Annotated in this window: 24 protein-coding genes; 9 read left to right on the top strand and 15 right to left on the bottom strand. The window is 60.8% G+C overall.

Annotated features, from left to right (window positions below):
- Positions 1–97 precede the first annotated feature (97 nt).
- From thrC to ffh, 10 genes are all read right to left on the bottom strand, one after another.
- Complete coding sequence (thrC, locus tag ACLBW8_RS21040) at positions 98–1,507, bottom strand: threonine synthase (RefSeq protein WP_064454000.1); 1,410 nt, start codon at positions 1,505–1,507, stop codon at positions 98–100.
- 67 nt (positions 1,508–1,574) lie between these two features.
- Positions 1,575–2,879, bottom strand: a complete 1,305-nt coding sequence (locus ACLBW8_RS21035; protein WP_064454001.1) for a homoserine dehydrogenase — start codon at positions 2,877–2,879, stop codon at positions 1,575–1,577.
- 129 nt (positions 2,880–3,008) lie between these two features.
- Positions 3,009–3,740, bottom strand: coding sequence for a thioredoxin fold domain-containing protein (locus ACLBW8_RS21030; RefSeq protein ID WP_053257833.1), 732 nt, complete (start codon positions 3,738–3,740; stop codon positions 3,009–3,011).
- A 169-nt stretch (positions 3,741–3,909) separates the two neighbouring features.
- On the bottom strand, positions 3,910–4,806 hold the full coding sequence (gene xerD / locus ACLBW8_RS21025; protein WP_447806219.1) for a site-specific tyrosine recombinase XerD: 897 nt from the start codon (positions 4,804–4,806) through the stop codon (positions 3,910–3,912).
- Positions 4,807–4,957: 151 nt separating this feature from the next.
- Positions 4,958–5,371, bottom strand: coding sequence for an acyl-CoA thioesterase (locus tag ACLBW8_RS21020; protein ID WP_128591738.1), 414 nt, complete (start codon positions 5,369–5,371; stop codon positions 4,958–4,960).
- An 82-nt stretch (positions 5,372–5,453) separates the two neighbouring features.
- On the bottom strand, positions 5,454–5,804 hold the full coding sequence (gene rplS, locus ACLBW8_RS21015; protein WP_003175895.1) for a 50S ribosomal protein L19: 351 nt from the start codon (positions 5,802–5,804) through the stop codon (positions 5,454–5,456).
- A gap of 45 nt (positions 5,805–5,849) precedes the next feature.
- Entirely contained in the window at positions 5,850–6,623 is a 774-nt protein-coding gene (gene trmD / locus ACLBW8_RS21010; protein ID WP_173390389.1) for a tRNA (guanosine(37)-N1)-methyltransferase TrmD, read from the bottom strand.
- Positions 6,605–7,141, bottom strand: coding sequence for a ribosome maturation factor RimM (gene rimM / locus ACLBW8_RS21005; protein ID WP_447806218.1), 537 nt, complete (start codon positions 7,139–7,141; stop codon positions 6,605–6,607). Before rimM ends, trmD begins: the two co-directional genes overlap by 19 nt.
- 5 nt (positions 7,142–7,146) lie before the next feature.
- The gene (gene rpsP / locus ACLBW8_RS21000) at positions 7,147–7,398 is read right to left on the bottom strand and encodes a 30S ribosomal protein S16 (RefSeq protein ID WP_003175899.1); all 252 of its coding nucleotides are present in this window, start codon (positions 7,396–7,398) and stop codon (positions 7,147–7,149) included.
- A 250-nt stretch (positions 7,399–7,648) separates the two neighbouring features.
- A complete protein-coding gene (gene ffh / locus ACLBW8_RS20995) occupies positions 7,649–9,025 on the bottom strand; it encodes a signal recognition particle protein (protein ID WP_010207982.1) in 1,377 nt (458 codons plus the stop codon).
- Between the two features lie 233 nt (positions 9,026–9,258).
- Here ffh and ACLBW8_RS20990 point away from each other — a divergent pair, with 233 nt between their 5' ends.
- The 3 genes from ACLBW8_RS20990 (at position 9,259) to ACLBW8_RS20980 (ending at position 13,000) form a co-directional block, all read left to right on the top strand.
- The gene (locus ACLBW8_RS20990) at positions 9,259–10,071 is read left to right on the top strand and encodes a cytochrome C assembly family protein (RefSeq protein ID WP_447806217.1); all 813 of its coding nucleotides are present in this window, start codon (positions 9,259–9,261) and stop codon (positions 10,069–10,071) included.
- A 12-nt stretch (positions 10,072–10,083) separates the two neighbouring features.
- Positions 10,084–11,322: a transporter associated domain-containing protein gene (locus tag ACLBW8_RS20985; protein WP_447806216.1), complete on the top strand. Its 1,239-nt coding sequence runs from the start codon at positions 10,084–10,086 to the stop codon at positions 11,320–11,322.
- 367 nt (positions 11,323–11,689) lie between these two features.
- Positions 11,690–13,000, top strand: a complete 1,311-nt coding sequence (locus tag ACLBW8_RS20980) for an MFS transporter (protein ID WP_053257838.1) — start codon at positions 11,690–11,692, stop codon at positions 12,998–13,000.
- Positions 13,001–13,105: 105 nt separating this feature from the next.
- Here ACLBW8_RS20980 and purT read toward each other — a convergent pair whose 3' ends face one another.
- The 5 genes from purT to ACLBW8_RS20955 form a co-directional block, all read right to left on the bottom strand.
- Complete coding sequence (gene purT, locus ACLBW8_RS20975; protein ID WP_014719785.1) at positions 13,106–14,287, bottom strand: formate-dependent phosphoribosylglycinamide formyltransferase; 1,182 nt, start codon at positions 14,285–14,287, stop codon at positions 13,106–13,108.
- A gap of 69 nt (positions 14,288–14,356) precedes the next feature.
- A complete protein-coding gene (locus ACLBW8_RS20970; protein ID WP_053257839.1) occupies positions 14,357–14,824 on the bottom strand; it encodes a preQ0 transporter in 468 nt (155 codons plus the stop codon).
- Between the two features lie 162 nt (positions 14,825–14,986).
- The gene (locus ACLBW8_RS20965; protein WP_060754280.1) at positions 14,987–15,202 is read right to left on the bottom strand and encodes a DUF1289 domain-containing protein; all 216 of its coding nucleotides are present in this window, start codon (positions 15,200–15,202) and stop codon (positions 14,987–14,989) included.
- On the bottom strand, positions 15,199–15,723 hold the full coding sequence (locus tag ACLBW8_RS20960) for a gamma carbonic anhydrase family protein (RefSeq protein ID WP_064454007.1): 525 nt from the start codon (positions 15,721–15,723) through the stop codon (positions 15,199–15,201). The genes ACLBW8_RS20965 and ACLBW8_RS20960 overlap by 4 nt, the downstream gene beginning before the upstream one ends.
- Before the next feature lie 35 nt (positions 15,724–15,758).
- Entirely contained in the window at positions 15,759–16,361 is a 603-nt protein-coding gene (locus tag ACLBW8_RS20955; RefSeq protein ID WP_017736785.1) for a CoA pyrophosphatase, read from the bottom strand.
- A gap of 147 nt (positions 16,362–16,508) precedes the next feature.
- Between ACLBW8_RS20955 and ACLBW8_RS20950 the strand changes: the two genes are divergently transcribed.
- From ACLBW8_RS20950 to ptsP, 6 genes are all read left to right on the top strand, one after another.
- Positions 16,509–17,057 (top strand): NUDIX hydrolase, encoded by a 549-nt coding sequence (locus tag ACLBW8_RS20950; protein ID WP_064454008.1) that lies wholly within the window; start codon positions 16,509–16,511, stop codon positions 17,055–17,057.
- Positions 17,058–17,097: 40 nt separating this feature from the next.
- Positions 17,098–17,601 carry a L,D-transpeptidase family protein gene (locus tag ACLBW8_RS20945; protein ID WP_064454009.1) on the top strand — a complete coding sequence of 168 codons (504 nt, stop codon included), beginning with the start codon at positions 17,098–17,100 and terminating at the stop codon, positions 17,599–17,601.
- A 263-nt stretch (positions 17,602–17,864) separates the two neighbouring features.
- Complete coding sequence (locus ACLBW8_RS20940; protein WP_064454010.1) at positions 17,865–18,623, top strand: GntR family transcriptional regulator; 759 nt, start codon at positions 17,865–17,867, stop codon at positions 18,621–18,623.
- Positions 18,624–18,633: 10 nt separating this feature from the next.
- On the top strand, positions 18,634–19,740 hold the full coding sequence (nagA, locus tag ACLBW8_RS20935) for an N-acetylglucosamine-6-phosphate deacetylase (RefSeq protein ID WP_262666217.1): 1,107 nt from the start codon (positions 18,634–18,636) through the stop codon (positions 19,738–19,740).
- Entirely contained in the window at positions 19,733–20,743 is a 1,011-nt protein-coding gene (locus ACLBW8_RS20930) for an SIS domain-containing protein (RefSeq protein WP_447806287.1), read from the top strand. The genes nagA and ACLBW8_RS20930 overlap by 8 nt, the downstream gene beginning before the upstream one ends.
- Before the next feature lie 29 nt (positions 20,744–20,772).
- Positions 20,773–23,283, top strand: a complete 2,511-nt coding sequence (gene ptsP / locus ACLBW8_RS20925; protein WP_447806215.1) for a phosphoenolpyruvate--protein phosphotransferase — start codon at positions 20,773–20,775, stop codon at positions 23,281–23,283.
- Positions 23,284–23,304 lie beyond the last annotated feature (21 nt).

The raw sequence follows: 23,304 nt of genomic DNA, 5'->3' as shown, positions 1-23,304 counted from the left end.
TGAGTTTGCTGGTTGGCCGCCCGCGCAAGTATGGCTCGCCAGAATGAAAAAGCCCGTCACGAAGACGGGCTTGACCTACCGCGTAGCAAGCTGTGGATCAGAGCGGCTTACCGCGATTGCCGTGCTGGCTGACAAACGCCTGCATGGCTTTCAGATCGTTCGCCAACACCGTGCAGCGCTCTTCACGCTCGAACAGGTCAGCCAGGTGCTCGGGCAACTCCAGCGCTTTGCCAACACCGGCCTTCTCCACCGCTTCCGGGAATTTGACCGGGTGGGCAGTGCCCAGAATCACCATCGGGATGTCCAGGCTGCGACGGCACTCGCGTGCGGCCTTCACACCGATGGCGGTGTGTGGGTCGAGCAGTTCGCCGGTCTGGGCGTAGACCTCAGCGATGGTTTCACAGGTCTGCGCATCGTCCACGGCCAGTGAGTCGAACAGCTTGCGGGTTTCGGTCCAGCGCTCTTGCTCGACGCTGAAACCGCCACCTTGCTTGAAGCTGTCCATCAGGCCAGCCAGGGCGGCGCCATTGCGACCGTGCATGTCGAACAGCAGGCGTTCGAAGTTCGACGACACCATGATGTCCATGGACGGCGACAGTGTGGCGTGCAGGGTTTCCTTGACGTACTGGTTGCCGCTCATGAAGCGGTGCAGGATGTCGTTGCGGTTGGTGGCGACGATCAACTGGTTGATCGGCAGGCCCATGTTGCGCGCCAGGTAGCCGGCAAAGATGTCGCCGAAGTTGCCGGTCGGCACCGAGAACGACACCGAACGCGCCGGGCCGCCCAACTGCAGGGACGCGTGGAAGTAGTAGACGATCTGGGCCATGATCCGGGCCCAGTTGATTGAGTTCACCGCCACCAGGCGCGTACCTTTCAGGAAGCTCTGGTCAGCGAAGCTGTTCTTGACCATTTCCTGGCAGTCATCGAAGTTGCCTTCGATGGCGATGTTGTGAATGTTTTCACCGAAAATGGTCGTCATCTGGCGACGCTGCACTTCCGACACGCGCTTGTGCGGGTGCAGGATGAAGATGTCGACGTTTTCGCAGTGCTTGCAACCTTCGATGGCGGCCGAACCGGTATCACCGGACGTAGCGCCGATGATCACCACACGCTCGCCGCGCTTTTCCAGCACGTAATCGAGCAGGCGACCCAGCAATTGCAGGGCGAAGTCCTTGAACGCCAGGGTCGGGCCATGGAACAGCTCCAGCACCCATTCGTTGCCGTTCAGCTGACGCAGAGGGGCGATGGCGCTGTGGGAAAACACGCCATACGTCTCTTCCAGAATCTTTTTGAAATCCGCATCCGGAATGCTGCCGGTGACGAACGGGCGCATCACCCGGAACGCCAGCTCGTGGTACGGCAGGCCCGCCCAGGACGCAATTTCTTCCTGGGTGAAACGTGGCAGGTTTTCCGGTACATACAGGCCGCCGTCAGTGGCAAGGCCTGCCAGCAAAACGTCTTCGAAATTCAGGGCCGGTGCCTGGCCGCGGGTGCTGATATAACGCATGACTGGCTCCTCTAAAACATTCTCGAACAGAGGCCGCCGAACACACGGGGCCCCTGGATCAAATCGGTTAGTTCAAGTGTTCAACGCGAATCCGCACCACCGGGCCCACCACGCCTTGCAGGGCTTCGAGGGCGGCGATGGCATCGTTCATGCGTTGTTCGAGCACGCGGTGGGTCAACAGGATCATCGGCACCTGGCCGTTTTGCTCCTCGACTTCCTTCTGCATGATCGACTCGATATTGATGCCGCGCTCCGACAGGATGCTGGCAACCTGGGCCAACACGCCCGGATGATCCTGAGCCTGGATGCGCAGGTAGTAGGCACTTTCGCAGGCTTCGATCGGCAGGATCGGGTGGGCCGACAGCGAGTCCGGCTGGAAGGCCAGGTGCGGCACGCGGTTTTCCGGGTCGCTGGTCATGGCGCGGACCACGTCCACCAGGTCGGCGATGACCGAGGAGGCCGTCGGTTCCATACCGGCACCGGCGCCGTAGAACAGCGTGGAGCCGGCTGCATCACCGTTGACCATCACGGCGTTCATCACGCCGTTGACGTTGGCGATCAGGCGGTCGGCCGGGATCAACGTCGGGTGCACACGCAGCTCGATACCGGCCGGAGTGCTGCGCGCCACGCCCAGGTGCTTGATGCGGTAGCCCAGGGCTTCGGCGTAGTTCACGTCGGCAGTGGTCAGCTTGGTGATGCCTTCGGTGTAGGCCTTGTCGAACTGCAGCGGGATACCAAAGGCGATGGAGGCCAGGATGGTCAGCTTGTGGGCCGCGTCGATGCCTTCCACGTCAAAGGTCGGGTCGGCTTCGGCGTAACCCAGCGCCTGGGCTTCGGCCAGCACGTCTTCGAAGGTACGGCCCTTCTCGCGCATTTCGGTGAGGATGAAGTTGCCGGTGCCGTTGATGATGCCGGCCACCCAGTTGATACGGTTGGCGGACAAGCCTTCACGGATCGCCTTGATCACCGGGATGCCGCCGGCCACAGCCGCTTCGAACGCAACGATCACGCCCTTCTCGCGCGCCTTGGCGAAGATCTCGTTACCGTGCACGGCGATCAGCGCCTTGTTGGCGGTGACCACGTGCTTGCCGTTCTCGATGGCCTTGAGCACCAGCTCGCGGGCCACGGTGTAACCGCCAACCAGCTCGATGACGATATCGATTTCAGGATTGGTGGCCACGGCGAAGACATCGTTGGTAATCGCAATACCGGTCGTTTGGAACTGAGGCTTTGGCGTACGCGTGGCAATTTGTGCCACTTCAATCCCACGCCCTGCACGGCGGGAAATTTCTTCAGCATTACGCTGAAGTACGTTCAAGGTGCCGCCACCGACGGTCCCTAACCCACAGATGCCTACTTTGACCGGTTTCACTGAAGAACTCCCCATGAAACGGCCGACTCAAGGTCGGCCGTGGTAAACAGCCGCACAACTGCGGCTCTCAATTAATGCCCCGTCGACTGTTCGGCGGGGCATGATCGTCAAAGGCTCGACGATGACTGCTTACTTTGCACCCAGCGCCAGTTTGGCAACTTGTGGCGCAGGCTGGTAGCCCGGAATTACTTGGCCATCAGCCAAAACGATGGCCGGTGTACCGTTCACACCAATCGACTGGCCCAGGGCGAACTGCTTGGAAACCGGGTTGGCGCATTTGGCCGACTTGATTTCCTTGCCATCGACCATTTTGTCCATGGCGGCTTTCTTGTCGGCCGAGCACCATACGGCTTGCAGTTGTTCGTCACCCGGCGAGCCCAGGCCCTGGCGCGGGAACGCGACGTAGCGCACTTCGATACCCATTTTGTTCAGCGCAGGCACTTCGGCGTGCAGCTTGTGGCAGTACGGGCAGGTGGTGTCGGTGAACACGGTGATGTGAGTCTTGGTCTCGCCGATGGCCGGGTAAACCACGGTTTCAGCCACTGGAATGCCGTTGATCAACTTGGACACGCCCAGGCGCTCGGCTTTCTCGGTCAGGTTGACCGGCTTGCCGTCTTTCAACTGGAACAGGTAGCCCTGGACGATGTACTGGCCATCGGCACTGGCGTACAGCACACGGCTGCCCTTGAGCTTGACTTCATACAGCCCGGCCATCGGGCTGGCACTGATACTTTCAATCGGCGTGTCGAGTTGCAGGTTGGCCAAGCTCTTGCGAATGGTCTGCTCGGCGGCGTCATCGGCGACAACAAAGGTGGAAACCAACGCAATGGCTGCGGCGGCAATAATCTGGGTCAAGCGCATGGGAACTCCTGAAGGCAGATGCAGGGACGGGCGCATGAACACCGATCTGGAAACACGGGGCTGTCAATACGAGCCTGGGCGCCGTCCCCTTTGCGAACCGGCAAAGCCTACCACAGTTGGGCCGGGGGGCAGACTGCGGCAGGTAAATTGGGCCTTTTCCGACGTAATTTTATCCGCGAGGGTGATGCTTGGCGTGCATCTCCTGCAGACGTGCGCGCGCGACGTGGGTGTAAATCTGGGTTGTGGATAAGTCACTGTGCCCCAGCAGCATTTGCACCACACGCAAATCCGCACCGTGGTTGAGCAAATGGGTGGCAAACGCGTGGCGCAACGTATGTGGCGACAGCGCCTTGCCGATCCCAGCCACTTTGGCCTGGTGCTTGATACGGTGCCAGAAAGTCTGGCGGGTCATCTGCTCACCGCGCAGGCTGGGGAACAGCACGTCGCTGGGCCGCCCGCCGAGCAATTCGCCACGGGCATCACGCATATAGCGCTCAACCCACACAATCGCCTCCTCGCCCATCGGCACCAGTCGCTCCTTGCTGCCTTTGCCCATGACGCACAGCACGCCCTGACGCAAGTTGACTTGCTCCAGCGTCAGGCTGATCAGTTCAGTCACCCGCAGGCCGCAGGCGTAGAGCACTTCGAGCATGGCGCGGTCACGCTGGCCGATGGCTTCACTCAGGTCGGGCGCGGCGAGCAAGGCATCGACGTCGGCTTCCGACAGGGATTTGGGCAATGGCCTGCCGAGTTGCGGCATATCGATTTGCAGGGTCGGGTCGACCGCGATCAGCTTTTCCCGCAGCAGGTAGCGATAAAAACCACGCACGCCAGATAGAAATCGCGCAGTGGAGCGAGGCTTGTAGTTCTGCTCAAGGCGCCAGGCCAGGTGATCAAGGATCAGCTCGCGACCGGCATTGATCAGCTCGAGGTTTTTCTCCTGCAGCCAGCCGTTGAACAGGGCCAAGTCACTGCGATAAGCCTGGCGAGTGTTGTCCGACAGGCCTTTTTCCAGCCACAGGGCATCAAGGAAGCGGTCGATCAGGGGGTGGTCAATGGCGGGCATAGGGGCTCAAGCGAATGAATGTAGTGTCGGGGAGATCCTATCGCAGGCAAGCCAGCTCCCACATGGGTTTTGTGTCATGCCTGATCTCATGATCAACATCGATCAAATGTGGGAGCTGGCTTGCCTGCGATGGCCACGACTCGGTTTCAGATCAGTCTACAAACCCAGGCAACACCGGTACCGGCCGCTTATCGGCATCAATCGCGACAAAGCTGAACACACCCTGGATTGCCTTTTCGCGGCCATCGGCACTCATGCTTTCCACAAACACTTCGACTTCAACCTTGAGGCTGGTGTTACCGACTTTGACCACGCGCCCGATCAGCTCAACGATGGAGCCGGCCGGGATCGCGTGATTAAAGTCGATCCGATCAGTGGAGACCGTCACCAGCGGCAAACGACAAAAACGCGTCGCCGTGATGAACGACACTTCATCCATCCACGCCAGCGCCGTACCGCCGAACAGGGTGTTGTGGTGGTTAGTGGTCGGCGGGAACACGGCCTTGGTCACGTGGGTCACGGACAGGTCGGTACGACGCTGGATTTCTTCGAGGCGGGTGGTCATGGGAAAATACCGGCAAATTGACAAATTTCAGGCACAAAAAAGCAGCCCGTAGGCTGCTTTTTTCTGCATCGGGAAGCTGGACTTAAGCCAGTTTTTCCTTGATGCGAGCTGCTTTACCGGACAGGTCACGCAGGTAGTACAGCTTGGCTTTACGTACGTCACCGCGACGCTTAACGGCCATGCTGTCGATTTGCGGGCTGTAGGTCTGGAAAGTACGCTCTACGCCAACACCGTTGGAGATTTTACGAACAGTGAAAGCACTGTTCACACCACGGTTACGCTTGGCGATTACCACGCCTTCGAACGCTTGCAGACGCGAACGGTCGCCTTCCTTCACTTTCACCTGAACGACAATAGTGTCGCCCGGGGCAAAGGTAGGGATCTCTTTGGTCATCTGCTCTGCTTCGAGTGCAAGGATGATTTTGTTAGTCATGCTGTGCTCCTAAGGTAAGTCATCGGACCTACCATCGATACGTTGTTAACTATCGTCCCGCGCGAGGATGTATTCCTCGAGCAGCTTCTTCTCTTCTCCAGAAAGCGAGCGGCTTTCCAGAAGATCGGCGCGTCGTTCATAGGTCCGACCAAGGGACTGCTGTAAACGCCAACGCCGGATGTGTGCGTGATTGCCACTTAGCAATACGTCGGGAACACGCTGATCCGCATACACCTCCGGTCGGGTGTAGTGCGGGCAATCCAGCAAACCATCCGTGAAGGAATCTTCCTCCGCGGAGTCCGCATGCCCTAAAGCTCCAGGCAGCAGTCGTGTAACCGCATCTATCAGGACCATCGCCGGCAGCTCGCCGCCAGACAGGACATAGTCCCCAATCGACCACTCTTCATCGACATGAGCTTCAATAAACCGCTCGTCAATGCCTTCATAGCGACCGGCAATCAGGATTAATGCTTCCTCATTCGCCAGTTCGCGAACCCCAGCCTGTTTCAGCTGACGGCCTTGAGGGGACAGGTAAATTACCTTCGCCTTCTCCCCGGCAGCTGCCTTGGCCTGGGCCAACGCGTCTTCCAGGGGCTTGATCTTCATCACCATGCCCGGGCCACCGCCAAATGGGCGATCGTCCACAGTGTGATGTCGATCCGTCGTGTAGTCTCGCGGGTTCCAACAGGTAAGCTGCAACAGCCCCTGTTTCACCGCCCGACTGGTGATGCCGTACTCGCTGATGGCGGAAAACATCTCGGGAAACAAACTGATCACTTCAATGCGCAAATTAGCCACGCTTAGAAGTCCGCGTCCCATTCCACCTTCATCTCGCCCGCTGCCAGGTCGACGGCCAACACGCATTGCCCGGTATACGGCAACAGGCGTTCGCGATCATCCAGGCTGCCAGCGCAAGGCTTGACCACCATTACATCATTGGCGCCGGTTTCCAGAAGATGATCGATTTTCCCGAGCAATTGCCCCAGTTGATCAATAACCTTCAGACCTTCCAGCTGGTACCAGTAGTACTCGCCGTCGGTCAATTCAGGGAACAGGTTGCGCGGCACGCAGATCTCATAACCGGCCAGAAGACGAGCTTCTTCACGATCATCAAAACCCTTGAGCTTTGCGACCAGGAACTTATCGCTCCCGCGTCCACTGACCAGCTCGACCTGTTTCACACTACCTTCGCGCTTGAGCGTCCAGGTTTTGTACTGCAACAGGTTTTCAGTCGGATCAGTAAAGGAATACACCTTCACTTCGCCGCGAACGCCATGAACAGAGTAAATCTTGCCGATAACGATCAAATCATCAGCAACAGCTGGCGTCGCGTTCATATTGCTCAGGCTGCGGCCTTAGCCGAGTCCTTCAACAACTTGGCAACACGCTCGGATGGCTGTGCACCAACGCTCAGCCAGTAGGCTACGCGCTCTTGGTTCACGGACAGACGAACTTCTTGACCACGAGCAACAGGGTTGAAGAAACCAACCTGTTCCTTGTGCGAACCGTCACGCGGGTTGCGGCTGTCGGTTACGGTCAAGTGGTAAAACGGGCGCTTTTTGGAGCCGCCAAGGGCAAGACGGATTGTTAGCATGTGAACATCGTTCCTGTAGTCGGTGCTGCAAATCTAAATGCACAGCGGGCATAGGTGCCCGAAAGGCCGCATATTCTAAGGAATATCCGGACTTTTGCAAATGTCTTTTTCTGGCGCCTATCAGCGTGCCACTCAGATCTGCTATAGAGCCGTCGGTTAAAACGGCGAGTCAGCTCCCGCTAACCGCGGGTTTGCTGGAGATCCCACATCCTTGTGGGTCGGAGCGCAAGCATGCTTGCGCTCGAATACTTTACATTTTGGGCATGCCACCGCCGGGCAACATACCACCCATGCCGCGCATCATCTTGGCCATTCCGCCTTTGGCGGAGAATTTCTTCATCATCTTCTGCATCTGCTTGTGCTGCTTGATCAAGCGACCGATGTCCTGCACCTGGGTGCCGGAGCCCATGGCGATCCGACGTTTGCGCGAACCACTGATCAGCTCAGGGTCACGGCGCTCGGCCGGGGTCATGGAATTGATGATGGCTTCCATCTGCTTGAATTGCTTCTCTGCCGCGCCCTGGGCATTGCCCATTTGCGCCAGGTTCACACCGCCGATGTTCGGCAACTTGTCCATCAGGCCGCCGAGGCCGCCCATGTTTTTCATCTGTTGCAGCTGGTCGCGGAAGTCTTCGAGGTCGAAGCCCTTGCCCTTCTTCAGCTTTTTGGCCAGTTTGTCGGCCTTGTCTTTGTCGAGTGTGGCTTCGGCCTGTTCGATCAGGCTGAGCACGTCACCCATGCCGAGGATGCGCGAGGCGATCCGCTCTGGGTGGAACGGCTCGAGCGCGTCGCTCTTCTCGCCCATACCAATGAACTTGATCGGCTTGCCGGTGATGGCACGCACCGACAGCGCGGCACCGCCACGGGCGTCGCCATCGACCTTGGTCAGGATCACGCCGGTCAGCGGCAGTGCGTCACCGAAGGCCTTGGCGGTGTTGGCCGCATCCTGGCCGGTCATGGCGTCGACCACGAACAGCGTTTCGACCGGGTTGATCGCGGCATGCAGCGCCTTGATCTCGCCCATCATCTCTTCGTCGATGTGCAGGCGACCGGCGGTATCGACGATAACCACGTCGATGAATTTCAACTTGGCTTCTTTAATAGCCGCGTTGGCGATGTCGACCGGCTTCTGGCTCAGGTCAGACGGGAAGAAGGTCACCCCCACTTCGCCGGCAAGCATTTCGAGTTGCTTGATGGCCGCCGGACGGTACACGTCGGCCGACACCACCATCACGGACTTCTTCTTGCGCTCTTTAAGGAAGCGCGCCAGCTTGCCGGCGGTGGTGGTTTTACCCGCACCTTGCAGACCAGCCATCAGCACAACCGCTGGCGGTACGGCGCTGAGGTTCAAATCTTCGTTGGCCGCGCCCATCAGGCTTTCGAGTTCGGCCTGGACGATCTTCACAAAGGCCTGGCCCGGGGTCAGGCTGCGGGACACTTCGGTGCCGACCGCGCGCTCTTTGACCGAGTTGACGAAGTCCTTGACCACAGGCAAGGCCACGTCGGCTTCCAGCAACGCCATGCGCACTTCACGCAGGGTGTCTTTAATATTGTCCTCGGTCAGCTTGGCCTTGCCGGTTACGTGGCGCAGCGTCTGCGAGAGACGGTCAGTCAGGTTTTCAAACATGCGCGATCCTTTCAGGCCCTATTCATCGAAATGCAGTGGTGACCGAGGTAATGGCGGCCCAGGCTGTGGTAAATCGCTATTAAAAACAGCGCTCGGCGAGCCTGCGGCGTGGGCAGGTCGCGGATTATAGCGAAGACTGCGCCTGTGCACACCCGCTGTCTGGCCCGGGAGTCTTTCGTGGAGCGCAGGTGTGTGCCAAACTCAGCGCCTTTCGGGCTTGTCTATCAGGATTTATGGTCCCCTTGTCACCCAGTTTGCTACCCAGCCTCGCCGCCGCCCTTTTGTATGCCGCTGCGACTCTCTATCAGGGCACTCGTCTGGCCCAGGGCACAAAAGCCGACAAACGCCTGCTGGTGGGCTTTGGCGTCATCGCCCTGCTGGCTCACGCCGCCAGCCTGTTCACGCATCTGATGACGCCGGTCGGCCTGGGCCTGGACTTTTTCAGCGCCGCCAGCCTGATCGCCGCAGCCGTCATCGCGCTGACGCTGATGGCCTGCTATCGCATCCCCGTCGAGAACCTGTTGGTGCTGCTATTCCCGCTGGGCATGCTGACGGTACTGCTGGCGCAATTTGCCCCGACCGGCACCGTGCAGGTCATCGACGAGGAACCGGGCATCCTCGCCCACATTCTGTTGTCGATTCTCGCCTACGGCATGTTCACCATCGCCGTGTTCCAGGCATTGCTCGTGCTGCTGCAAGACCACCAGCTTAAAAACAAGCACCCGTCCGGGCTGATCAAGAACTTCCCGCCGCTGCAAACCATGGAAAGCCTGCTGTTCGGTTTCCTGTGGGCCGGCTGGACACTGCTGTCGTTGTCGCTGATTTCCGGTTGGCTGTTCGTCGAAAACCTGTTCGCCCAGCACCTAGTGCACAAAACCTTGCTGGCGTGCCTGGCCTGGGTCGTGTTCAGCGTCTTGCTGTGGGGTCGCAACCGTCTCGGCTGGCGTGGGCACAAAGCGATCCGCTGGACCCTGGCCGGTTTCTGCCTGCTGATGCTGGCCTATTTCGGCAGCAAGCTGGTTCGCGAATACATCCTGCATATCTGACGGGCAGCGATCATGGACAACTTGCCCCTTGGGCCGATGCTCGCGGTAATCACCTTGCTGGTGTTATGGGCGGCGCTGTTTACCGCCATCGAAGCCGCACAACAACACCTGCTGGCACTGCGTCCTGGTACACGCCAGGGTGACAAGGCGGCCGCCCGCCTGAACTTCCCGCGTCACAGCCTGATCCTGTGCAACAGCTTGTGTCGCGCTGCAGTGGTTATTCTCTGCACCTTGCTGGCGATCTATGCCTGGGCGCAGAACGGCCCGTGGCTCGGTTGGCTGATTTCTTGCGCAATCCTGCTGGTGCTCGCCGACTACCTGCCCCGCGCCCTCGCGGTTCGCCATCCCCAGGCCGTACTGGGCTTTGGCAATACGCTGCTGGGCGTGCCGCTGAAAATTCTTTATCCGCTGGCGTGGCTGCTCAATGGCATCAGCCTGCTGCTGCTGCGCCCCTTCGCACGCAAAACCGGCGTGGTGAAAAAAAGCGACGAGCCGCTGCCCAATCACGATGATGAACCGGAGCCCGAGTCCGACGACAACCGCACCCCCGGCATGCCCGGTATTCACGCCCTGGACAACATCACGGTCAACGACATTCTGGTACCGCGCAGCGAAGTGGACGGCATCAACCTGGACGATCCGGTTGAAGAAATCATCGAGCAATTGCGCGCTTCCCAGCGCACGCGCCTGCCGGTGTTCCACAGCGACATCAACCAAGTCGAAGCGGTGCTCAACACCCGGCAGATCCAACACCTGCTGCCTGATGCCAGCCTGACCAAAGATGCCTTGCTCGCCGCTTGCCACGAACCTTACTTCGTCCCGGAAAGCACCCCGCTGCAACTGCAGCTGCTGAATTTCCACAAGCAGCAGCGACGCCTGGGCATGGTGGTAGACGAATACGGTGAAGTGCTGGGCATCGTCACCCTGGAAGACATCCTCGAAGAAATCGTCGGCGAATTCGAAAACGATCAGACGGTGGATAACCCGCATATCGACGCGCAACCCGATGGCCGTTTCATCATCGACGGCGCCGCCTCGATCCGCGAACTGAACAAGAGCCTGGGCTGGCACCTGCCCAGCGATGGCCCCAAGACCCTCAACGGGTTGGTGACCGAAGCGCTGGAGACCATTCCGGATTGCGCGGTGTGCCTGAAAATCGGCCGCTATCGCCTGGAAATCCTCGAGACCGAGGACAACCGCGTCAGCAAAGTGCTGATCTGGCACACCAGCCGCGTTCCGGTCGCCGCATAACCTCTTGGCATAACACAATCCAATGTGGGAGCGGGCTTGCTCGCGAAAGCGGTGGATCAGTCAGCTCATCTAGACCTGACCCACCGCTTTCGCGAGCAAGCCCGCTCCCACAGTTGATTTGCAGCGTTTGATAGATCGTGATTGAGCCCCTTGTTCTCTGTTCAACCCCCTTCCTATAATCGGCTCGGCTTACCCAAGCCCCGCCCGACCGCGTGCTACCCGCACTCAGCGCGTCCAGGCACCGCTTTACCGTGTCTGACCGGTGTTTGCTCCCATCCCGAGCCGCCCCGTCTACGCCCCTGATCCTTGGGTGTTCGACCAATAATAATCCGCGTCCAAACGCGCAATGACCGTCAGGGATACCGCCATGAGCACCACCTATAACGAGGCTGCAACCGCCGCCCCGCTCAACTCGACCGCACGGGTCGCGACCGCGAGCATCGTCGGCACCGCCATCGAGTTCTACGATTTCTATATCTACGCCACCGCTGCTGCGCTGGTGATCGGCCCGGTGTTCTTCCCGCAGACGTCCGGTACCGCGCAGATGCTGGCGTCGTTCCTGACCTTCGGCATCGCCTTCATCGCCCGTCCATTGGGCTCCGCGCTGTTCGGCCATTTCGGTGACCGTATCGGGCGCAAGTCAACCCTGGTCGCCTCGTTGCTGCTGATGGGGGTGTGCACCACACTGATCGGCTTGCTGCCGGGCTACGACAGCATCGGCGCCTGGGCCCCGATTCTGTTATGTGTGCTGCGTTTCGGCCAGGGCCTCGGGCTTGGCGGGGAATGGGGTGGCGCGGCATTGCTGGCGACCGAGAACGCCCCAAAGGGCAAGCGCGCCTGGTTCGGCATGTTCCCGCAACTCGGCCCGTCGATTGGTTTTCTGGCCGCCAACGGCTTGTTCCTGATCCTGGCCATGAGCCTGAACGACGAGCAATTCCGCAGCTGGGGCTGGCGCATTCCGTTCATCCTCAGCGCAGCGTTGGTGATGGTCGGCCTGTATGCGCGCTTGAAACTGCATGAAACCCCGGTGTTCGCCAACGCCGTGGCCAAAGAAGCACCGGTAAAAGTGCCGTTGGTGGAACTGTTCAGCCAGCATTGGTTGCCGGTACTGCTGGGCGCGGCGTCGATGGTGGTGTGTTATGCACTGTTCTACATCACCACTGCGTTTTCCCTGAGCTACGGCGTTTCCACCCTGGGCTACAGCCGCGAAACGTTCCTGGGCTTGCTGTGCTTCGCCGTGCTGTTCATGGGCCTGGCCACGCCGTTGGCAGCCTTGGCCAGTGACCGCTACGGGCGCAAGCCGGTACTGATCGTCGGCGCAGTGCTGGCGATTCTGTCGGGCTTCACCATGGAACCCCTGCTGACCCACGGCTCGACCTGGGCGGTGGCGTTGTTCCTGGCGCTGGAGCTGTTCCTGATGGGCGTGACCTTCGCGCCGATGGGCGCCTTGCTGCCGGAACTGTTCCCGACGCGCGTGCGTTATACCGGCGCTTCGGCGGCGTATAACCTGGGTGGGATTGTCGGTGCGTCGGCGGCGCCGTTCTTCGCGACCAAGCTGGTGGCAATGGGCGGGCTGAGTTATGTCGGCGGGTATGTGTCGGCGGCAGCGTTGCTCAGCTTGATCGCTGTGCTGTGCCTGAAAGAGACGCGGGATAATGATTTGAACAAGGTCGCCTGATAGACCGCCTTCGCGAGCAAGCTCGCTCCCACATTCGACCGCATTTATCCTGTAGGAATGCGGTCAACTGTGGGAGCGGGCTTGCTCGCGAAAGGCGCGCCTCGGTTACAGCTCTACGACAACAGCTTTGGAAGCACGGGTAGCCTTCGCACGAGCCGCCTCAATCGACTCATCCCGCGCCAACGCCACCCCCATCCGACGCTGACCATTCACTTCTGGCTTACCAAACAGACGCAACGCCGTGTCCGGCTCGCTCAAGGCGGCGCCGAGGTTGGCGAATGCCGTCTGGGTGGACTGCCCTTCCACCAGGATCACCGCCGAAGCCGAAGGCCCGAACTGACGGATCAATGGAATCGGCAGGCCCAGAATCGCGCGAGCGTGCAGGGCAAATTGCGACAAGTCCTGAGAAATCAGGGTCACCAGGCCAGTGTCATGCGGGCGCGGCGACACTTCGCTGAACCACACCTGATCGCCCTTGATGAACAACTCCACGCCAAACAGGCCGCGACCACCCAGCGCCTCGGTGACCGCTTTGGCCACGCGCTCGGATTCCGCCAGGGCAATCGGGCTCATGGCTTGCGGCTGCCAGGACTCCTGGTAGTCGCCCTTCTCCTGACGGTGGCCGACCGGCGCGCAGAAGGTGGTGCCGCCGATGTGGCGCACGGTCAGCAGGGTGATTTCGTAGTCGAAGTCGATGAAGCCTTCGATGATCACGCGACCTTTACCCGCCCGCCCGCCTTCCTGGGCGTAATCCCAGGCTTTCTGCACGTCATCAGTGCTGCGCAGCAGGCTCTGGCCCTTGCCCGACGAACTCATCACCGGCTTGACCACGCACGGGAAGCCCAGGTCCTGCACGGCCTTGCTGTAGTCTTCGAAGGTGTCGGCAAAGTGGTACGGCGAAGTCGGCAGGTCCAGCTCTTCAGCGGCCAGGCGACGGATGCCTTCACGGTTCATGGTCAGCGACGTGGCGCGCGCAGTCGGGATCACGGTGAAGCCTTCGGCCTCCAGCTCCACCAGGGTGGCGGTGGCGATGGCTTCGATTTCCGGCACGATGAAGTGCGGTTTTTCCGCTTCGATCACGGCACGCAGGGCGGCGCCGTCGAGCATGTTGATCACATGGCTACGGTGCGCAACCTGCATGGCCGGCGCGTTGGCGTAGCGATCCACGGCAATCACTTCAACGCCCAGGCGTTGCAGTTCGATTACCACTTCCTTGCCCAGCTCACCGCAGCCACACAGCAAAACGCGGGTCGCGGTTGGCGACAATGGAGTTCCGATTCGGGTCATCTCAGGTCCTCAGGGGAGCGGATCATGGGGAGAAAGGCCGGCATTTTACATGAACTGTAAAAATTGGCCTCAGTTGGCGACGGCCCGTTTGCGCAAACGCCACGCCATGATCAGCCACACCACCGTGACCCCGGCGAATTTCGACACCAACGCCGTGCCGGCCACCGCTGGCGTCAGCGCGCCGATCAGGCCAAAGAAGATAAAGGTATCGATGGGAATGCTCAGCGCCGAACTTATCCACAGGCGATCATGCAGCGGGCGCTTGGTGATGCTGAACACCAGCCAGTCGATGCACTCGGACACCGCGAATGCCGTGGCGCTGGCCAGGGCGATGGACGGGTCGGAGGTGATATACGACAGCACCAGCGCCGCCAGCATGGCAATGATCGCGCCGTGGCCGAAACGGGTTTGCACCATGTCGCGCAGGATAAACACCAGGCCACCCCAGGCGGACCAGATAACGTCCAGGTGCGGGGCTGTGGAGAAAGCGAAGTTAATCAGCACGACACTGCTGATGTAGGCGATCAGGAAGAACATGAGGGGATTGGCCTGTGGGTAATGCGCAACAGGGTACACAAATAAAGGGATATCGTCTGGCAGGGCCTCTTCGCGAGCAAGCCCGCTCCCACACTTTGACCGTATTCCTACAGGATAAACATGATCAAATGTGGGAGGGGGCTTGCTCGCGAAAGCGGTCTATCAGGCCCCCGACTTACCGGGCATCATCCACACCAACCCACTCGCCTTCGCCCGCTCATGGCACAACCCCAGCACCACCCGGCGTTCGGTGTTGTCCATGCGACTCCAGCGCGTAATCTCATCCACGGTGCGCTGGCAGCCGGTGCAAATATCGTCATCATCCAACGCGCAAATACTCACGCACGGTGAGGCGACAGGCCGTTCTACCGGGTTCATTCTTCTTGCTCAGCCAAATCACGCGCATACCGCTGCGCGTTATGCACATAGTGTGCAGCGCTGGCTTCGAGCATACGCTTTTGCGCTTCGGTCAGTTCCCGCACCACCTTGCCCGGCGAGCCCATCACCAACGAGCCATCGGGAATTTCCTTGCCTTCGCCGATCAACGAATTGGCGCCGATGATGCAATGCTTGCCGATCCTGGCGCCGTTAAGGACGACTGCGTTAATGCCGATCAAACTGTAGTCGTCGACGGTGCAGCCATGCAGCATGGCGTTATGACCGATAGTCACGCCGGTGCCCAGGGTCAGCGGATAGCCCATGTCGGTGTGCATCACGCTGCCGTCCTGCACGTTGCTGTTCTTGCCGATCAGGATCAGTTCGTTGTCGCCACGCAACACCGCGTTGAACCAGACGTTGGCGCCCTCCTCCAGCTTGACCTTGCCAACCAGCGTGGCATTCGGCGCCACCCAGCTGCGTGGATGAGTCTCGACGCGGGCGTCGCCCAGGCGGTATTTCATGGTTTTTCCTCACGGCTGGCCATTCAAGCGATGGCTTATATATTGATAAAGCTCTTGGGCGGCTGATGCAGGCTGATCTTCGCGTCGTCATAGAGCAGGTTGATCAGCTCGACAATCATGATCGCCGTCAGCCCCCAGATCTTGTATTCGCCAAACCGATAGCTGGGCACATACCAACTGCGGCCCTGGTAATCGATTCGGTGGGTATGTTCGCGCGGGTCCTGACGGAAAAACTCCAGGGGCACGCTGAAGACCGCAGCGATCTCGGCATCATTGGCCAGGTATTCGACGTAATCGGGGATAACCCCGACATAGGGCGTTACACGGATGCCGTGCAGGGAAATCAAGGGGCTCAACGGGCCGATGACCTCCACCAGGCCAGGCGGCAAGCCGATTTCTTCTTCGGCTTCACGCAGTGCGGTAAAGATCAGGTCCGGGTCTTCGGGGTCACGTCGCCCGCCCGGAAACGCCACTTCGCCACCGTGGGTCGACAGGCCGCTGGCGCGCAAGGTCAGGATCAGCTCAGGTTCGTCACTGCGAGTAATCGGCACCAACACCGCGGCCTCGGGAAAACGCCCGTCGGTCTCCAGCGTGTGAGGGGTGTGATTGCTTACCCGGCGGAGTAGCTCGTCCAGCATGAGTCATCTCGGTCTGTTGGCTACCTTGCATCATGCACCAAAGCGTGCAGGTGCCCAACCCCAAAACCCGGTGCATGTCGCGAAACGACAACTTGCAGGAAAGCCTGGCACCGAGCCAAGATGTGCCGACTCTCCAGGAACCCCAGCATGAACTTCTGCAGCCAGTGCGGTAAACCGGTTACCCAGCGCATTCCCGAAGGCGACGCACGCCTGCGCTTTGTGTGTGATCACTGCTCGACCATTCACTACCAGAACCCCAATATCGTCGCCGGCACCGTACCGGTGTGGGGCGATAAAGTGCTGCTGTGCCGCCGCGCCATCGAGCCCCGCCTGGGTTACTGGACACTCCCAGCCGGTTTCATGGAGAACGGCGAGACCGTGGAACAGGCCGCCATGCGCGAAACCCTGGAAGAGGCCTGCGCCCGCGTGCGCAACCTGAGCCTCTACACCCTGATCGATGTGCCGCACATCAGCCAGGTGCATATCTTCTACCGCGCAGAGCTGGTCGACCTGGACTTTGCCGCAGGCCCCGAAAGCCTTGAAGTGAAGCTGTTCGATGAAGCCGACATCCCTTGGTCAGAGCTGGCTTTCCGCACAGTCGGGCGTACCTTAGAATGCTTCTTCGCTGACCGTCAGCAACAGCTGTTCCCGGTTCGCAGCGAGTCGGTGCCGCCCATGACGCGGCCGGCCAAATAACAACACTCCAGGCAGCACCTTTACTAGGGAAACCGTTTTAATGCGTTGGTTGCTCGCTCTTATCTGCCTGTCGTTCGCTACCCTGTCTTCGGCCTCTTCGGTGGAAACCCTCGGCGGCAAACCTGTCGAGAAAATCCTGGTGCTCAAGTCCGCCCATCAGTTGCAACTGATCAACGACGGCAAGCCGCTCAAGAGCTATCGCATCTCCTTGGGCAAAAACCCTAAAGGCACCAAGCAGTTCGAAGGTGACCGCCGCACGCCGGAAGGCTTTTATTGGATCGACTGGCGCAAGACCAGCGACCGCTTCAACCTGGCCATGCACATCTCCTACCCGAATATCAGCGACTCCGCCCGTGCGCGCCGCGAAGGCGTGAGGCCAGGCAGCATGATCATGATCCACGGTACGCCCGACACCGAGGAATACCCCGAGCAGTGGTTCCACACCCTGGACTGGACCGACGGCTGCATCGGCATGCGCAATGTGGATATGCGCGAAGTCTGGAACCTGGTCAAAGACGGCACCATGATCGAGATTCGGCCGTAAAGCCGTACCGCTCGTAAAATAATTCAAAAATAATTTCCTGCCCACGGCAGCACCTGCCGGTGAATACCAGTTCACCGCGCGGGCTGCGCACTTGCGCGCGTCATAAAGACCTCTCTAATACCACTTGATACCAGGCACCATTAAAGCGCCCTGAAACCGGCACTCGCACCGTTTTGGCAGCATTGACATGGTATTTAAGTGGTATTAATTTCCGGCCATTACCGGGCGACAACACTCCAATAACCGCATCGGAAACTTCACAGATGAACCCTATCCTGACGCTGCGCCCCGACGACAAACAATCCACGCCGCTGTACCTGCAACTGGCCCGCAACCTTGAAGCGGCGATCCATGCCGGCCAGTGGAAATCCGAGCAGGCACTGCCATCGGAACGCGCCCTCAGCGAGCAATTAAGCATCTCGCGGGTCACCGCCCGTAAAGCGCTGGAAGTGTTGTTTGCCCAAGGCCTGATCCGCCGCAGCCAAGGTTCTGGAACCTTTATCACACCGCGCCTTGAACAACCGCTGTCACGCCTCTCAGGCTTCAGTGAAATGTTGCGCCTCAAGGGGTTTGTGCCGAGCTCCCAGTGGCTGGAGCGCGATATCACCCAGCCAACCCACGAAGAGCTGATCCGCCTGGGCCTGTCGCCCACTGACAAAGTGGCGCGCCTCAAGCGTCTGCGTAAAGCCGACGACACCGTCATGGCGATTGAAATGACCGCCATGCCTGCCTCAGTGCTGCCGCACCCGCAAGCCATTGGCAATTCGCTGTACGAATACCTGGAAAGCATCGGCAAGCCCATCGTGCGCGCCCTGCAACATATCCAGGCGATCAATGCCTCGGATGAGTTCGCCAAGCTGGTGGGCATCGCCCCCGGCACCGCCATGTTGCTGATGACCCGCGTCGGCTACACCGCCGACAACACGCCGATTGAAATCACCGACACCTACTGCCGCAACGATTACTACGACTTTGTCGCAGAGCTGCGCCGCTACGATTTTGCCGCTGAATTGCGGCCTTAGAGAACTGCCCATGTCCGAAGATAATATCCTCACGCCCCACGGCTGGATTCGCGGCCGCCTGGTGCACGAACACGGCAAGGTGGTCGCCATTGAAGGCGCGCCGTGCGACCCCGCTGAAAACGATTTGCCGTACCTGCTGCCGGGCTTTATCGACCTGCATGTGCACGGCGGTGGCGGCAAAGACATCATGGAAGGCGTCGACGCCTTCGAGACCATCACCCGCACCCACGTGCGTTTTGGCACGACGTCGCTGCTGGCCACCACGATGACGGCACCGGTGGACGAAATCTCCCGCGTGCTTGGCCAGCTCGGCACTTTCTGCGAGCAGCGCCCCACCGGCAGCGCCCGTGTACTCGGCGTGCACCTGGAAGGGCCGTACATCAACCCCGGCAAACTCGGCGCCCAACCCAACTTCGCCCACACCGCGCTGATGGCCGAAGTGGAGGCCTATCTGCGCCTGGCGCCGATCCGGGTGATCACCATTGCTCCGGAGATCGCTGGCCACGATGCCCTGATCCGCGCCCTCAGCCAACGCGGTGTGCGCATGCAGATCGGCCACACCCTGGGCAGTTATGAAGAAGGCGTCGCCGCCCTCGCTGCCGGCGCTACCAGCTTCACGCATTTATATAACGCCATGAGCCCGCTGCATCACCGCGAACCGGGCATCGTTGGCGCCGCCCTGGCGCACGCCAAATACGCTGAGTTGATTCCGGATTTGCTCCACGTACACCCCGGCGCCATCCGCGTGGCCCTGCGCTCGATCCCATGCCTGTACTGCGTCACTGATTCCACCGCCGCCGCCGGCATGCCCGACGGTGAATACAAGCTGGGCAGCCACACCGTGACCAAATGCCTGGGCGGCGTGCGCCTGGCGGACGGGACCCTGGCCGGCAGCACCCTGACCATGGATCAGGCGCTGCGCAACCTGGTGAAAATTGGCCTGCCCATCAGCGAAGCCTCACAACGCCTGTCGCAATTTCCTGCGGATTACCTGGGCCTGGAAGAACGCGGGCGCCTGCAACCGGGCAGCTTTGCCGACTGCGTGCGCCTGGACCGCTCCCTGCACCTCACCGACGTAATGGTCGAAGGAGAAACCATTGACTTCAAAAATGCTTGAAGAGGCCTTGGCCTCCTGTGACGCCGTCGCGGCGCAACTGCAACGCCTGAACCCGATGCTGGAGGAAGTGGCCGGGCGCCTGCGCCGCCAGCCACCGCAAGTGGCGATGACCATTGCCCGTGGCAGTTCGGACCATGCCGCCAGCTACTTCGCCTACCTGGCCATGCAGCATGTCGGCATTCCGGTGGCGTCGTTGCCGATGTCGGTGGTGACGTTGTTGCAGGCGCCGCTGAAAGTCAGCGGCCAGGTCGCGTTCGGTTTCTCCCAATCGGGGCAAAGCCCGGACCTGGTCAACAGCCTGCGCTTGCTGCGCAAACGCGGCGCCTTGAGCATTTCGATGGTCAACGCCGAGGACTCGCCGCTGGAAGCCGCCTGCGAATTCCATGTGCCATTGTGCGCTGGCCCGGAACAAAGCGTGGCCGCCACCAAAAGCTTTATCGCCACCCTCAGCGCCAGCGCGCAGTTGATCGGCCACTGGAACCAGGACCTGTTGCTGCTGCAAGCCTGCCAGGCGTTGCCCGCCGGCCTGCGCGAAGCCGCCACACAGGATTGGACCCCAGCGATCGACGCCTTGCGCACCAGCCAACGGCTGATTGTGATTGGCCGAGGCGCCGGTTTTGCCATCGCCCAGGAAGCTGCGCTCAAGCTCAAGGAGACGTCGGCGATCCAGGCCGAAGCCTTCAGCAGCGCCGAAGTGCGCCACGGGCCGATGGCCTTGATCGACCAAGGCTACCCGTTGCTGGTGTTCGCCCCACGCGGTGCAGAGCAAGCCGGCCTGCTGAGCCTGGCCGCCGACATGCGCCAACGCGGTGCCCGCGTGCTGCTGGCCGCGCCGGACGATATCAGCGAGCGCGACCTGACCCTGACCCGCGCCGAACACCCAAGCCTTGACCCGATCCTGGCGATCCAAAGCTTTTACGTAATGGCCGCTGGCCTGGCTGAAGCGCGGGGCATGGACCCGGACCAGCCACGTTACCTGAGCAAAGTTACCCGCACTCACTGAGTAGCGTTTTCCTGATGAGTACCGTGCCCATGTCTTACAAAAATAATGAATTGACCCTAAGCGCCCCACTCAGTGGCCCGGTGCTGACCCTGGGCAACGTTCCCGACGAAGTGTTCGCCAGCGGCGCCATGGGCGACGGTATTGCCATCGACCCGCTGAACGACTGCCTGCACGCGCCCTGTGACGGGGTGATTATCCATGTCGCCCGCACCGGGCATGCGCTGACGATTCGTGCCGAAAACGGTGCCGAGGTGCTGATGCATGTGGGCATCGACACCGTGGAGCTGAATGGCGAAGGGTTTGCGCTGCTCGTAAAGGAAGGCGCACGGGTGAGTCAGGGCCAGGCGCTGGTGCAGTTCGATCTGGACCGGATTGCGCGCCAGTGCAAGAGCCTGATCAGTCTGATCATTCTGACTAATGGCGAGCACTTTGAGCTGCGGCCGGTGGCGGGAAAAATCGTCAAGCTTGGTGAGCCGTTGCTACACATCGTGGCGCGCTCGGCAACACCGGCTCAAACGCCTGTGGATAACGCGTTCACCGAAGTCCGTGCCAGCGTGCGTATCACTCACCGGGGTGGTTTGCATGCGCGCCCCGCCGCGTTGATCCGCAAGACCGCCCAAGGTTTCAGCAGCCAGGCGCAGCTGCACTTCGCCGGTAAATCGGCGGCGTGCGACAGCCTGATCGGCCTGATGGGGCTGGGTATCGGCGAAGGCGACGAGGTACGTGTCACTTGCCGCGGCAAGGATTGCGAGGCCGCGTTGCAGGCGTTGGTTGCGGCACTGTCTGTCGCCATCAGCGAAGAACCGCACGCGCCGGTTGCCGTCGCGCCACGCAAGGCAAATACCGAAGCCGGTGTATTACAAGGCGTGTGTGCAGCGCCCGGCCTGGTGTGCGGGCCGCTGTTTCGCCTGACCGGTATCGAGCTGCCGGCAGACACCGGCAACCATCGTGCCGACGAACAACTGCAACGGCTGGATACGGCCCTTGAGCACGTGCGCGGCGAGATCCGCACTACGCTGGACCACGCACGCCAACGCAAAGCCGTCGAGGAAGAAGAGATCTTCGCCGCCCACCTCGCGCTGCTGGAAGACCCGACGCTGTTGGACGCCGCCACCGGTGCCATCGAACACGGCAGCGCCGCCACCCACGCCTGGCGTGATGCGATCCAGGCGCAATGCGCCGTGTTACTGGCGCTGGGCAAACCGCTGTTTGCCGAGCGCGCCAATGACCTGCGGGATCTGCAACAACGCGTGCTGCGCGCACTGCTGGGGGAAACCTGGCACTTCGAATTGCCCGCCGGTTCGATTGTCAGCGCCCATGAACTGACGCCATCCGACCTGCTGCAATTGAGTGCGCAAAACGCCGTAGGCATTTGCATGGCCGAAGGCGGAGCCACGTCCCACGTCGCCATTCTAGCCCGCGGTAAAGGCTTGCCTTGCGTTGTGGCATTGGGCGCCGCAGTGCTCGATGTGCCCCAAGGCCAACGCGTGGTACTCGATGCCGCCAACGGTCGCCTGGAACTGGCTCCCAGCGAGGCGCGCCACGCCGAAGTGCACCAGATTCGCGACGCACAAACACTGCGCCGCCAACAGCAACAGGCCCACGCGCAGGAACCGGCCCGCACCACCGATGGCGTGAGCATTGAAGTCGCCGCCAATGTCGCCTCCAGCGCCGAAGCCCAAGCGGCCTTTGAAAACGGTGCCGATGGCGTCGGCCTGTTGCGCACCGAATTCCTTTTCGTCGACCGTCGCACCGCGCCGGATGAGCAGGAGCAGCGCCAGGCCTATCAAGCCGTGTTGGACGCTATGGGCGACAAGTCGGTGATCATCCGCACCATCGACGTGGGCGGCGACAAACAGCTCGACTACCTGCCGCTGCCCGTCGAAGCCAACCCAGTGTTGGGCCTGCGCGGGATTCGCATGGCTCAGGTGCGGCCTGAACTGCTCGACCAGCAATTGCGCGCCCTGCTGCAAGTCAGCCCGCTGGAACGTTGCCGCATCCTGTTGCCGATGGTCAGCGAGGTCGACGAACTGCTGCAGATCCGTCAGCGCCTGGATGAATTGTGCGTGGAGCTGGAATTGACCCAACGCCCGGAGCTGGGGGTGATGATCGAAGTCCCCGCCGCCGCGCTGATGGCCGAGCAGTTGGCCCAGCATGCGGACTTCCTGTCCATTGGCACCAATGACCTGTCCCAGTACACCCTGGCCATGGACCGCGACCACGCCGGCCTCGCCGCACGGGTCGATGCGCTGCACCCGGCCTTGCTGCGGCTGATCGCCCAGACTTGCGCGGGGGCTGCTAAACATGGGCGTTGGGTCGGCATCTGCGGCGCCCTCGCGTCCGACCCGCTGGCCACGCCGGTACTCATCGGCCTGGGTGTCAGCGAGCTGTCCGTCAGCCCGCCGCAAATCGGAGAAATCAAGGACCGTGTCCGCCACCTGGACGCGGCTCAATGCCGGCAATTGAGCCAACGCCTGCTCGACCTGAGCAGCGCCAAAGCCGTTCGCCAAGCCTGTCAACACCACTGGCCGCTGAGCTGAAAACAACAAGAATAGGGAGAC

This window comes from Pseudomonas sp. M5A4_2d (assembly GCF_053345295.1).
The sequence above is the reverse complement of the archived record's forward strand: the minus strand, read 5'-3'. Positions and strand labels throughout refer to the sequence as shown.